Origin of the sequence: Caballeronia sp. LZ001, from assembly GCF_031450875.1 — a bacterium.
Taxonomy (GTDB): Bacteria; Pseudomonadota; Gammaproteobacteria; order Burkholderiales; family Burkholderiaceae; genus Caballeronia.
Map to the genome: position 1 here is coordinate 162279 of NZ_JARTVX010000006.1, position 12595 is coordinate 174873.

Consider the following 12595-nt stretch of genomic DNA (forward strand, 5'->3'; position numbering starts at 1 on the left):
TGTCGGAACGGCTTTCGCAGATCGCACTTATCGACAGCGCGGTAACCAAAACAACCGCGTTGTTCCAGAACACTTGGCGCCTTGAGTAGCGCGTTACGTGACATGGGTGCGCATCTAGCGACAATTTCGACCTGATCGGCTAATGGCCCTCGGGCCTGAGCCTCGCATCTGCCATCTGTGACGCCGAAGAGTGTTTCTGCCGCTTCGCAGGATCGGCGGTTGCACACGAGGATAGATGGGGAGATCGAATTTGAAAAACGCCTCGCTGCGCGCTTGCAGTCAGGTACCCGTCGCACGACGCCTTGCTCTTAGTAGTAGCGGCCTGAGCAGCGCGGAAGACAACGACAAGCACGCCCGGCGCTATCATCAAGCGAGGAACAAATGGAACGACGAGATATTGTGGTGGTAGCGACATCTACCGGCGGCCTGGGAGCACTTAAGCAGTTGTGCGGTACGCTGCCAAGGGATTTGCCCGCCTCGGTGTTCGTGGTGATGCATATCGGCGCCTATCCGAGCATTTTGCCCGCCATCTTACAAACCGTGTGCAATTTGCCGGTGAGACATGCCGCAGACAATGAGCCTTTTGCACCATCGACAATTTACATTGCGCCGCCGGACCGTCACCTGTTGCTCTTAAACGGCAGAACTTTGCTATCCAATGGACCGAAAGAGAACTTCACCCGCCCAGCGGCGGATCCTTTGTTTCGCTCAGCGGCTGTCACGTACGGCCGTCGAGTCATCGGCGTGGTTCTAACCGGCGATCTCGACGACGGGGCCGCAGGGATGCGGGCGGTGCGCGCCTGCGGCGGGTTCACCATCGTCCAAGATCCCGCTGATTGCCGCTCGCCTAGCATGCCCATCAATGCGCTGCGAGCCACCACGGCCGACGTCGTGGCTCCCATTGCGGAGCTAGGCACGGCCATCCGTCAAGCACTGGAGGCAACCATGACCACTCCAAAGGAACACAATCAAGCGGACGCATTGGCGGCCGAGTCGGAAGACAGAATGATGCGTACCGGGAAGATCGAGCTAGCTGATCTCGATGCCATTGGCGTGCGCAGCTCGCTGACCTGCCCCGACTGCGGCGGCGTTGTATGGCGCATCGGTAGCGGGATGCCGCTGCGCTATCGCTGTCACACCGGTCACGCGTTTTCCGCAGTGGCCCTGGAAGATGAGCAACGCCGGCAATCCGAGAATGCGATCTGGCAGGCGATTCGGGCAATCGAAGAACGGATTTTCTTGGCACGCGAACAACTCGAAGAGGAAAGGCTAGCCGGACGTGACGTCTCGCATCTTGTTGCCCGAGTTGCTACGCTTGAGGAGGCAAAAGCGTCAACTATGCGCATCGTGCGAGAGGGCCTGATCGATAGCTGACGATTTCAGGATGATCTGTGGCTCGGGCGAACCGGAGAAGGTAAGCGAGGGTTTGTCCTTAAGGGGTACAAAACGTACGCGTCGCGCTGCAGGTCCGTCCGTCGAAGCCCCGTCGGCGGTAGGGAGGGCTCTTGCATCGCCTGCTAGCGCCTTTGATTTCCCAAACAGGGACATGTTCGCTGGCTCACGCAATGCTCAGTAGTTGTCTTCACTTACAGGGCATACGTCGATGGCACATACGTCAGGCAAGCGACCCAAACTAGTCCTCTATCCGACCAAGCCCGTGCCACCGAAAGCAGGCGCAGACAAAGGCGACTTCGTTGTCTATGCGTCGTATAGGGGCACACTGGCAAGCGGTTTTTATGGCACGTTAAAGGTCGTTCGTACCACAGACGGACGGCTGTTGTTTCCCTTTGAGGGAGCAGGACCCATTGGTCCGTTTCCCACGAAACAGGAGGCATCGGTCGCCGCCGTAACGCTTGGGACCGAGATCGTCGCAGCAGATCTCGCATATCCGGAGATATAGCGCACAGCAGCGAGGTAAGCGCGCAGTTGAAATCACGCGCCATCTGACTGACCTTCCAGCCATCGGACAGTGCAAACAAGGCCTGAGCTCGCTCCGACTTGATTATCTTAAAAAATTGCGAACATCCTGTTTTAATTTCTCCCGAACCCGCCTCGGAGCAGTCGAGCTAGCCGGTCGACCGGTCGCACCGTTGAAACCAACGCTATGATGGGTCGACGGCTACGGAGTTCTTGAGACTGCTGTCGCCGACCGAGTCGTCCGACCGAGTGAGTCATGGAACAAGATCAACAAAATGCCGGTGATGGCCGCGCGGGGTCGCTCCCACTTTTGCCCGATGCCTCGTCACGACCGTTGGTCGTAGGCATTGGAGGTTCCGCCGGTGGCTTGCAGGCCACGATGGCGTTGCTCGAAACACTGGGCGCTGAAGCTCCCGTGGCGATCGTCGTGGTGCTGCACCTCTCGCCTGACCATGAAAGCAGCGCGGCCGAGATATTGCAGCGCGTGACGCCACTCAGCGTGAGCCAGGTCCGCGTCAGGACCCGCTTGGAAGCAGGGCATGTATACGTGATTGCCCCTGCGACCAACCTGATCACTGATGACGGGCATGTGCAGCCGGGTGAGGCAAGCCGCAACAACAGGCCTTCATCCGTCATCGATCTTTTCTTTCGAACCCTAGGCGAAGTGCATGAGGAACGCGCGATCGGCATCGTCCTGTCTGGAACGGGCCGAGACGGTTCACTGGGGCTAGCTTCGATCAAGGAGCGAGGAGGGCTCACGATTGCGCAGGAGCCGGACGACGCCGAGTACGGGGAGATGCCGCAAGCGGCCATTAACACAGGAGCGATCGACCTGGTCTTGAGCGCGGAGGAAATCGGCCGGCGGTTGGTCGACCTCGCAAGGGCCCCCCGAGGCCGTTCATCGGATTCGGATACCGCGCTGGCGACGGACGCCGGTGCTGAAGCCGAGGTGGATGACGACACGTCCGACGAAAAAGCGCTGCAGGACATTCTGGCGACACTTCGGAATCGAAATAAGCACGACTTCCGACACTACAAACGCGCCACGGTGCAGCGTCGCATCGAGCGCAGAATGCGGGTGAACCGACTGGCCAGTATCGCGGAGTACCGAGATTTTGTGCACAACAACTCGAGCGAGCTTGTCCCGCTGCTGGCCGATCTCCTCATCAGCGTGACCAGTTTCTTTCGCGACCTTAAATCCTTTGCCGCTCTACAAAACGACATCATTCCGCATTTGATGGACGGCGTCCCAGCGGGAGAAGAGGCGCGCATCTGGGTACCGGCTTGCGCATCGGGAGAGGAGAGTTACTCGGTCGCAATCCTGATTCAGGAATACGCGGACCGGATGCCGCAGCCCCCGCGGGTGCAGATTTTTGCAACTGACATCAATGAAGCGGCGCTTGAGGTAGCCCGAGCCGGCGTCTACCCGGCGAACATCTCGGCCGACGTGACTGAATCGCGCTTGCTCGCTTACTTCGAGAAGGAAGAAGATCATCGGTACCGTGTGCACCCCAGCGTGCGACAGATGATCGTCTTTGCCCAGCATAACGTGTTAAGCGACCCGCCTTTTTCGCGGCTCGACCTGGTCTGTTGCCGCAATCTGCTGATCTACCTTGATCGTACCGCACAGGCGGTGGTTCTCGACATGTTCGCCTATGCATTGAAGCCGGGCGGCTATTTATTTCTCGGCAATGCGGAATCGATCGACGGGATCAGCACGGCGTTCGAGACGATCAGCAAGGAGCACCGAATCTATCGACTACGCGGTGACGCTGAGGCGAACACCCGGGCTACAATTCCATCGCGGTTGATGGACACCGAAATCCATCCGCGGTCTGGTTCGCGAGGCAAACCGGTGACCCGCAGCTTCGATACGCGTCGCGGCAAGCCGCTCGAGGCGCTGCACGATCGTGCGCTCGCCGCCGCGTCGCCCCCGAGTGTGCTCATCAACGCGGATTACGAGATCGAACGAGTCTCGCCCGGCGCCAGTGACTTTATCGTTTTCAGTGCAGGTGTGCCCACGCGTAATCTTTTGAACAACGTGGCACCGGACATTCGGCTGGAGCTGCGGGCCGCGTTATATCGCGCGAGTGCCTCCCAGCAGCGCGTGAAGGCCGTGTTCAGTCGACGTGACCGAGAAGGCCGCGCCACCGGTCCCGTCATGACGCTTACCGTGGACCCTGTGAAGTCGGCCGACGAGGAGTCGACGTACTGGCTGGTACTCTTTGACCAACCGCCTGAGGCCAGTGCACCTCTGCCAGAGGCAAGTGGCCGTGATGTCACCACCTACGAAGCGGCCATCCAGCGCCTGGAAGATGAGAACCGGGCATTGAAGTCGCATCTGCAGGACACGCTTGATCGCTCAGCCGTATCGAACGAAGAACTGAAAGCGTCGAACGAAGAGCTCCAGGCGATCAATGAAGAGTTGCGGTCGGCCAAGGAAGAGCTGGAGACAAGTAAGGAGGAGCTGCAGTCCGCCAACGAGGAGTTGACCACGGTCAACTTCGAATTACGCATGAAGGTTGACGAGGCCGGGCGCAACAACGACGATCTGAGCAATTTGATGGAAGCGTCGGAAATCGCGACGGTCTTTGTTGACTCTGGGATGCGCGTGAAGCGTTTCACCCCGCAGGCGCGCCGCTTGTTTTCTCTCATCCCGTCGGATGTCGGCCGGCCTCTCATGGATGTGACGAACCGGCTTCGTTACGACGAAATCGTGGAAGACGCAACGGCTGCATTCAGGCAGTTGGTGCCCATCGAGCGCAGCGTCACGAGCGTCGACGACGAGCACTATCTTGCACGCATTCAGCCGTATCGCACGAGTCAGGACAAGATCGGGGGAGCGGTCTTGACCTTCATCGACGTGACCGAGCTGCGCGCGGCAGAAAGCCGCGTTCAGCGCACCGAAGAGCGCCTTCGGGATGCCATCGCGTCAAGCAAAGACTTTGCCGTGTTGAGCACCGACCTGCACGGCGTCATCACGACCTGGAACGAAGGCGCTGCAGTCATGTTCGGCTATCGTTCGGACGAAATTATAGGTCAGTCGATCGACGTCCTCTTCACCCCGGAGGACCGTGCGGAGGGCGCGCCCAAGCAAGAGCGCAGCGCTGCGGCGCGAGCGGGCCGCGCTGCAGATGAACGCTGGCATCTTCGCAAGGATGGAACGCGCTTCTTTTGTAGCGGCGTCATGACACCCTTGAACACCAGCAACGGAGGAGGATTTGTCAAGATTGCCCGGGACGTATCGAATGCGAAGCGCCGAGAGTCGAAATACAATGAAGAGATGACGCAAGAGCGGCGCGCGAGCGCCCGGGTGAAGGCTGGCTCGGACTTGAAGGATCGCTTCCTGGCTGAGATGGCGCATGAGCTTAAGCAACCACTGAATCTCATACAGGTCAATGCCGAGCTCTTGATCCGTTTGCCGGAAACAAGGCACTCTGCTGCCGTTCAGCGGCTCGGTGGGACCATCATGCGTGCGGTATCGACGCAAGAAACAATCGTCAACGACTTGCTTGATTTTTCCCGGGTTCAGACCGGAAAACTACGACTGCATCGGCAACCGATAGATGTTGTGGAGATTGTCCGGCGCTTGAGCGAAGCCATGGCACCGGACGTGGCACGCAAGGACATCACGCTCCAGTTGCAGGCGCCTGACACGGTGGTGTGCGACTGTGACGCGGTACGAATCGAGCAGATCATCTGGAATCTGCTCGGCAACGCGGTGAAGTTCACGCCCGCAGGCGGCACCATCCGTGTTTCGGTCGGCGCCGATAAGCGGGACGCGACGCTCGAAGTCAGCGATACAGGCATCGGTATCTCGCCCGATTTCCTGCCTAAGGTCTTTGAGCTTTTTAGCCAGGGTGAAGCGGCAGAACCGATCAGTCCGCGCCGGATCGGACTGGGTATTGGATTGGCGCTCGTCAGGGAGCTGGTCCGGGCCCACGGCGGAAGCATTGAGGCAAGCTCGGCCGGTAAAGGCTTGGGCACGAGCTTTCGCGTCAGGTTACCGTTGTCCGCCGCCGGACTTAGACAACCCGACGACTCGCGGTCCTCCACGTCCTTGCATCATCGCATCCTGCTGGTCGATGACGACGGCGACAGCTTATCCGCATTCGCAGAACTGCTTCGCGGCGAAGGAGCTGATGTTGACACGACAAGCAGTCCCAAAAGAGCACTGACCATGCTCGAAGCCGGAGACTACGACGTGCTGTTGTCAGATATCCGCATGACGGAGATGTCCGGGTACGAACTGATCAAGCGGGCGCGAAGTCTAGAAACTCCGAAGCGTATTCGGGCGTTTGCAGTAAGTGGCGAAAGTGGCGAGGCCTCGGTGCGTGAGGCTTTAGCGGCGGGCTTTGACGGACACATCTCGAAGCCCGTGTCGCTTGAGCGGCTGCGGATGAGCTTGGGAGAGGCTTGACGCAATACTCCAAGCCTCCATAGTCACGTCCACCTACGGACGAATACGCTAAGCTGGCTATCAACGGTAACTGACCAGTACCGACGAATGCTCCACGAGCTCTACGCAAGCGCCAGGTTTCATACCGGATTACGGTGGCGCACGCCGCTTTGCTCATTGCACGCGAGCGTCTCGCCTCAAGCTTTCTCGGCGCGCTTCAATGATCTCGTGGAGTCGGAAGAGCGCCATTTTTAGATTACCTTCCTGCGCTAGCCGATTCGCGATTAGCAAAACTTCATTCTCAAAATAATCCGCGTCGAGGAGGCGCTCCGTTTGAGCAATGAGCGCGATGACGTCGCCATAGATCTGCTCCGGATATCGGCCAGGGTGCCGGTCCAAAACATTGAGCAATACGCTCCAGCGTTCCGAGACAACCTGCAAGGCTTGCGGTGATAATGCTTCCATAGTGGCCTCCACAACGAACGCGAGTTGTGAATGCTTCAACAATCGTCGTGCCATGAGACGCAGGCCCACCAGGCGAGGCCACATAGCCTTTACCCCTTGCTTCAACTCGGAGCAGTGCGATCACCGGATGTTGCCAGAGAACAGTCAGCTACGGTCACGACCTACCGACTTCGTGGTGTGGCGGACTGTTTCCACTGGCACGTGTGAACTTTCGCCGTTAAGGAGCCAAACCGTTTTCGGCATAAAGGCGCCAGGGAGTTTTCGGCGTTTGGGCGCCGCAAGTTTTTCGGCATATAGGCGCCAGTAGATTTTCGCCGTAAAGGCGCCACTGGCGTCTGAGTCGGGCGCTCGAACTTCACCAACCGCTACTCTGCCGGCACGCATTTGCTCCGGAGGGTGGCTTGAAGAGGAAGTTCGAGATGTACCAATATCGACAGGTTCTGGTGCGAATGCGCCAGGGTGACTCCGACCGGGATATCGACCGGTCGAAGATCATGGGCCGTAAGAAGCTGGCAGCCGTGCGGGAGATCGCAACCGAGCGCGGGTGGCTTTCTCCGGACAACGCTCTGCCGGATGACGCGCAGCTTGCTACAGCGTTCAGCCACAAGGAGTTCCTGCCCGCGAGCTGTATCTCGTCGGCCGAACCGTGGCGCGAACAGATTGCCCAGTGGCACGACGCGGGCGTCCCCGGCACGACGATTCACAGCGCGCTGGTGCGCAACCACGGCTACACGGGAAGCTACTCATCCGTCTACAGGCTACTTCAGCAATTGAAGGCGGAGCTCACGCCGGATGTTCCGATGCGGCTTGAGTTCAAACCCGCAGAAGCCGCGCAAGTTGATTTCGGCGCAGGTCCGACCATCACCGATGCACACACCGGCGAGGTCCACAAGACGTGGTTCTTCGTGATGACGTTGTGCTGGTCGCGGCATCAATACGTTGAGTTTGTCCGCGATCAGAGCGTCGACACATGGTTGCTATGTCACCGTCACGCCTTCGAGTGGTTCAATGGCGTAGTGGGCCGCGTCATCATCGATAACCCCAAGTGTGCCATCGTCAAGGCCTGCATCTACGAACCCGAAGTCCAGCGCGCTTACGCGCAATGCGCCGAAGGGTATTCGTTCAAGGTCGATCCGTGTCCGCCGAGGGACCCGGCTAAAAAAGGAATTGTCGAGTCGGGCGTCAAATACGTGAAGTCGAGTTTCCTTCCTCTTCGCGAATTCCGTGACCTTGACGACGCCAACCGGCAAGCGCGAGCCTGGGTGATGCACGAGGCCAGCACCCGGACGCATGGCACGACGCGCGAAGTGCCGCTCAAGCGTTTCGAGGATGTCGAACAGGCGCTGTTGCAGCCGCTTCCCGATGTGCCGCCCGAGCTGGCAACCTGGGCGCGCGTGAAGGTTCATCGCGACGCCCATGTGCAATTCGAGCGCGCCTACTATTCTGTGCCGTTCCGGCTTGCCGGTAAAGATCTGTGGCTCAAGGCGACCGCCACCATGGTGCAGCTCTACTACGAGCACGAACTGTCGGCATCGCATGTCCGCCAGACTACGCCAGGAACGCGTATCACTGTGGCCGATCACATGCCGCCAGCAGCACAGGCCTGGCAAATGCACGACACCCAATGGTGTCTGAGAGAAGCACAACGTATCGGGCCGTCATGCTACGCGCTTGTTCACACGCTCTTCGGCGATCAGGTTCTCATCAAGCTGCGCGCCGTCCAGGGCGTGCTGCGCTTCGCTCAGCAGTTCGGCGCATCGCGCCTGGAGGCGGCCTGCCGTCGCGCGAATCACTTCGGCACGCCGAGCTACAAAGCCGTCAAGCTGATCTTGCAGAAAGGCCTCGATCAGACCTGGCTGTCGATTGAACCTGTTGAGTCAGGCTCGACCACCTACACCCACGGCGGCCGCTTCTGCCGCGATACCCAGACTCTCCTGATCCATTGAACATGAATCCAATTCCCGAACTCACGTCTTCTCTTAAGCAATTGCGACTGTCCGGCATCCTCGACACGCTCGAAGCACGCAACCGTGAAGCCATCGACCGTAAGCTCGCCTATACCGATTTCCTGACGTTGCTTATCCAGGACGAGATCGCACGGCGCGATCATCGAAAGCTCGACGCCCGCATGCGCCGCGCGAACTTCCGTGGACAGAAGACACTGGAAGGTTTCGACTTCGACCGGCTACCCAATCTTAATCGCGCCGTCGTCCATGATCTCGCGACCTGTCGCTTCATCGATGAGAAGGTCAGCGTGCTGATCGCCGGTCCTTGCGGAACAGGCAAAAGCCATCTGGCGCAGGCACTGGGCCACTCCGCCGCCCGGCAAGGTCACGATGTCCTGTTCATGACTCAGACTCGGCTTCTCAGCACGCTACGCAACGCGCAAGCCGTGGGCTCCTACGAACGGCGATTCCAGGCGCTTGCCAAGGTGCCGTTGCTCATCATTGACGACTTTGGACTGAAACCCATGCGCACGCCCGAAGACGAAGACTTCCACCATCTGATTGCCGAGAGGTACGAGCGTACATCGACTGTCTTAACAAGTAATTTGGATTTTACGGAATGGGGCGACGCGTTCGCGACCAACAAAATGCTCGGCGCTGCAACGCTTGATCGCTTGCGACACGCGGCATACCGCGTCGTGCTCGACGGCGAGAGCTACCGTGTTCCACGCCCGATGCCCGAGAGCAACAAATCAGCACTTGCGAAAGGAGGTAAAAACAAGGATTCTTGATCCCCGTTCGAGCCCCGAATCAGGCGCCTTTCGCTGGCGCCATTGCGCCGAAAACACCCGGCCCCTTTACGGCGAAAAGCAACAGCACGTGATTTCGTGATCGCCAAGAGAGGCGGTCGGCCCGCCAAAGCGGGCCGACACCGTTGCTATCGTGACATGTGCCTAGACCTAGGACACCTGTCAATCTTAGGCTACCGCTTACTGAAAGCCAAAGACAATTTGCCTCGGCTTCAACCGCAGTGGGGCAGCGGGATCGCTCGATCAAAGTTGAAACAATACGCGAACGTACGTACCACTAAAAAAAGCCCGCTCGTTAGAGCGGGCTGAAGGAACGTGCCCTTGCGAGACAAGATAATCAGTCTGCTCTAATGTGCCGAAGTCATACTGTTAGGTAACGAACGTGAGCCGTGCTGCAGCCAAAATTCCACACGTTGTAGGTGCCGAAAATGACGCCATTCGGAAGGCGCGAGTCATAACGAAGCGATTGTCGCAACTCAGGTCTTTTAAGCGCTTAATTGGGCGTTCCAAAACACCTCCTCACGGTGCGCTGTACCGCTACCGCGGCGAGTGGTTCAATGCTCCCCAAACGCTTGCAACGTTGTGAATCGCGTTGAAGTACTCGGAAACAACAAGTGGCTTAATGATGTAAGCGTTCGCTCCTAGTTCGTAAGCCCGACGCACGTCTTCGTGCCCGTTGGACGACGTGAGCATCACTACTGGGACCCTCGAAAGTTCGGGAGCTTGCCGTATTCGGCGCAGGACGTCAAAGCCATCGGAGCGCGGCATTTTGACATCTAGAAGAACGAACGCAGGCGAAATCGGCAGCCTGTCCTTCCAAGCTCCTCTGCACGTCAGGAAATCGAGCGCTTGCTGACCATCTTCCACCGCGATCATCTTAAGGCGCCGCTCGCTTTTCGCAAGCGCTGCCGTCGTCAACTCGCGATCTGACGCGCTGCTATCAACGACAAGCACGGTCCGCACTTTAGCTTCCACTTTCCTGTCCATCTCCGGCACCCTGTTTTGCGGCCAAGAAAGTCTCGGTCGTCGCTCCGCTATTTTAGATGGGCCGACGTCCCCAGACCAACGGCTACTTAACACATCGGGCGAAGCGCTCTGATCGTGAGCATCAATCTTAGGGCGCGGCGGGTGCTGAAGACCCTATGCAAACTCGCTGCGAAAGCCTTCTCCCAGCCACTAGTTCCCGTCTGGCGTTTGCAGAGGGCACATCGTTGTCCAGCGCAAAGAGGGGCTCATTCTCGCCGTCGTCATTGACGAGGATCAACGGATCAACACGTCAGCCTACGTGCCCAGTCCGCTGGCTTCGATCCACAATATGGGGATGAGATTACGCCGTCGAGTTGGTCTAAGTCGGCTACACGCAATCGCGCAAGCAGCGCCTCGTGCAACTCCTCCCATGCGCCGGCGGCCTGCCGGTCACGCGAACGACTTCAGGAACTCATGCCACTGCCGTCGCCCACCTCGCGAGGCATTGGTCCCACGCAGGCCCGTCTGTAAGACGAGGAGGATGCCTGTGAGCACCGCTCAATTATCAAGCGGCTTGCGTCCCGGATAACGGATTTGTCGCGGTTTGGGAGGGGCAGCAGCCGTTCAATGAGTGCCCACGGTTCGTCGTAGAGGATCGGCTTAGCCATTTTTCGTCGTCGATACAATGGAAGGTTAGGGTGTTCATCGAGAGTAAGTAGCCTGTTCGCGCTTTTTTTAGGGCTTCTTATAGAAGTGCTCGTACAATTCATTTGAGATTGACCCGCTCTGACGGACGGATTTGCAGTCAAGGGTTCAACGTTATCTAGCCTCCGTTGAGTGTTGAATCGCGAGTTGTCCACGGACGGGCAGCGGGTCGCTTTTCACGACCACGACGCTGCCCGTCGGTGGGCAACTCGCAGGGTGATGCGGCTTTTGTCTTCGCGCTCAGGTTTTCGAATTCGAGCGGCGAACAATATCCGATGCTGCTATGCAGGCGGCGTACGTTGTACCAACCTTCCAAGAATGAGAAGATGCACCGCCGTGCTTGTTCGTGGGTCGCGAAGTGTTCGCGCAGCAGCAGTTCTGCCTCAAGCGTGCCAAAAAAGGATTCGCACATTGCGTTGTCGTAGGCGTCACCGGCTGTACCCGTCGACGGCTGTACACCCGCTTCGCGGCAGCGTCGCCCAAATGCAATTGACGTGTATTGGGATCCCTGGTCGGTATGCAGGATGACGCCCTCGTGGCGCCGCTGCTGGAGCGCCATGTCGAGCGCGCGTAACATAAGTTCAGTGTACAAGTGGTTCGACATCGCCCAGCCGACAATGCGCCGACTGAATACATCGAGCACCACGGCCAGATATAGAAAGCCTTCCGCCGTCGGAATGTAGGTGGCATCTGCGACCCACAGTATGTTCGGCCCTCCAGCATTGAAGTGCCGGCGCACCAAATCCGGCGCGCGCCGTGCTCCCGCACGCTGACGCGTCGTATGTGGCCAGCGCCGTCGGCTTGCTCCCCTTAGGTCCGCAATGCGCATTAGGCGTGCGACTCGCTTGCGTCCCACGTGCACACCTTCGCGCGCGAGTTGCACATGGATGCGCGGCGCCCCATACGTACCGTGCGAACTCGCATGCAGCGTACGAATGCGTGCGAGTAATTGAGCATCGCTACGTGATTGCCTAGACGGCTCACGCACCAGCCACGCGTAGTAACCGCTGGTCGAGACTCCCAACAGCCGCGCCATCGTGGCAATGGGCCAACGGGCCCGGTTCGCTCTCATGAATCCGTATCCTTCGAAGATACGGCTCCTGTCTCGCGGGCGAACCAGGCCGCGGCGTGAGAGAGAATGTCGCGCTCCGTTTTTAGTTGCCGATTCTCGCGGCGCAAACGGGTGAGTTCCTGGCGCTCAGCGGTGGTTAAACCCTCCTGACGCACACCGGCGTCAATATCCGCTTGCGCGACCCAGTTAATTATCGTCTGTACGCTAGGCTCGAACTCTCGCGCCAGCTCCTCAGGTGTTCGCCCGGCCTTCACCAGGTCAACGATACGAGCCCGGAACTCCGCCGGGTACGGTGCTCGATGCCTACCCATTTTTA

Annotated in this window: 7 protein-coding genes and 2 pseudogenes; 5 read left to right on the plus strand and 4 right to left on the minus strand. The window is 58.8% G+C overall.

Annotation, left to right across the window (positions count from 1 at the left end; genetic code table 11):
- Nucleotides 1–381: 381 nt before the first annotated feature.
- The 3 genes from P9292_RS41405 (at nt 382) to P9292_RS41415 (ending at nt 6337) form a co-directional block, all read left to right on the plus strand.
- Nucleotides 382–1374, plus strand: coding sequence for a chemotaxis protein CheB (locus P9292_RS41405; RefSeq protein ID WP_309965783.1), 993 nt, complete (start codon nt 382–384; stop codon nt 1372–1374).
- Nucleotides 1375–1603: 229 nt separating this feature from the next.
- Nucleotides 1604–1900 (plus strand): DUF6723 family protein, encoded by a 297-nt coding sequence (locus P9292_RS41410; RefSeq protein WP_309965785.1) that lies wholly within the window; start codon nt 1604–1606, stop codon nt 1898–1900.
- 273 nt (nt 1901–2173) lie between these two features.
- Nucleotides 2174–6337: a CheR family methyltransferase gene (locus P9292_RS41415; RefSeq protein ID WP_309965789.1), complete on the plus strand. Its 4164-nt coding sequence runs from the start codon at nt 2174–2176 to the stop codon at nt 6335–6337.
- A 153-nt stretch (nt 6338–6490) separates the two neighbouring features.
- Here the strand turns inward: P9292_RS41415 and P9292_RS41420 are convergent, their stop codons facing one another.
- The gene (locus P9292_RS41420) at nt 6491–6781 is read right to left on the minus strand and encodes a hypothetical protein (protein WP_309965792.1); all 291 of its coding nucleotides are present in this window, start codon (nt 6779–6781) and stop codon (nt 6491–6493) included.
- A gap of 419 nt (nt 6782–7200) precedes the next feature.
- Here P9292_RS41420 and istA point away from each other — a divergent pair, with 419 nt between their 5' ends.
- Together istA and istB are read left to right on the plus strand one after the other, a co-directional pair.
- Nucleotides 7201–8727, plus strand: coding sequence for an IS21 family transposase (gene istA, locus P9292_RS41425; RefSeq protein WP_309957873.1), 1527 nt, complete (start codon nt 7201–7203; stop codon nt 8725–8727).
- Between the two features lie 2 nt (nt 8728–8729).
- Nucleotides 8730–9518 (plus strand): IS21-like element helper ATPase IstB, encoded by a 789-nt coding sequence (gene istB, locus P9292_RS41430; protein ID WP_309962218.1) that lies wholly within the window; start codon nt 8730–8732, stop codon nt 9516–9518.
- Between the two features lie 555 nt (nt 9519–10073).
- Here the strand turns inward: istB and P9292_RS41435 are convergent.
- The 3 genes and pseudogenes from P9292_RS41435 to P9292_RS41445 all read right to left on the minus strand — a co-directional run.
- Nucleotides 10074–10523, minus strand: a complete 450-nt coding sequence (locus P9292_RS41435) for a response regulator (protein ID WP_309965796.1) — start codon at nt 10521–10523, stop codon at nt 10074–10076.
- A gap of 365 nt (nt 10524–10888) precedes the next feature.
- Nucleotides 10889–11170: pseudogene (locus P9292_RS41440) on the minus strand (transposase); the annotation flags it as partial.
- A gap of 284 nt (nt 11171–11454) precedes the next feature.
- A pseudogene (locus P9292_RS41445) lies at nt 11455–12590 on the minus strand (IS3 family transposase); the annotation flags it as partial.
- Between the last annotated feature and the right edge of the window lie 5 nt (nt 12591–12595).

Coding starts and splice junctions, on each gene's coding strand:
- P9292_RS41435 (WP_309965796.1), bottom strand. CDS start 10,523: ATGGACAGGAAAGTGGAAGCTAAAGTGCGGACCGTGCTTGTCGTTGAT.
- istB (WP_309962218.1), top strand. CDS start 8,730: ATGAATCCAATTCCCGAACTCACGTCTTCTCTTAAGCAATTGCGACTG.
- P9292_RS41420 (WP_309965792.1), bottom strand. CDS start 6,781: ATGGAAGCATTATCACCGCAAGCCTTGCAGGTTGTCTCGGAACGCTGG.
- istA (WP_309957873.1), top strand. CDS start 7,201: ATGTACCAATATCGACAGGTTCTGGTGCGAATGCGCCAGGGTGACTCC.
- P9292_RS41405 (WP_309965783.1), top strand. CDS start 382: ATGGAACGACGAGATATTGTGGTGGTAGCGACATCTACCGGCGGCCTG.
- P9292_RS41410 (WP_309965785.1), top strand. CDS start 1,604: ATGGCACATACGTCAGGCAAGCGACCCAAACTAGTCCTCTATCCGACC.
- P9292_RS41415 (WP_309965789.1), top strand. CDS start 2,174: ATGGAACAAGATCAACAAAATGCCGGTGATGGCCGCGCGGGGTCGCTC.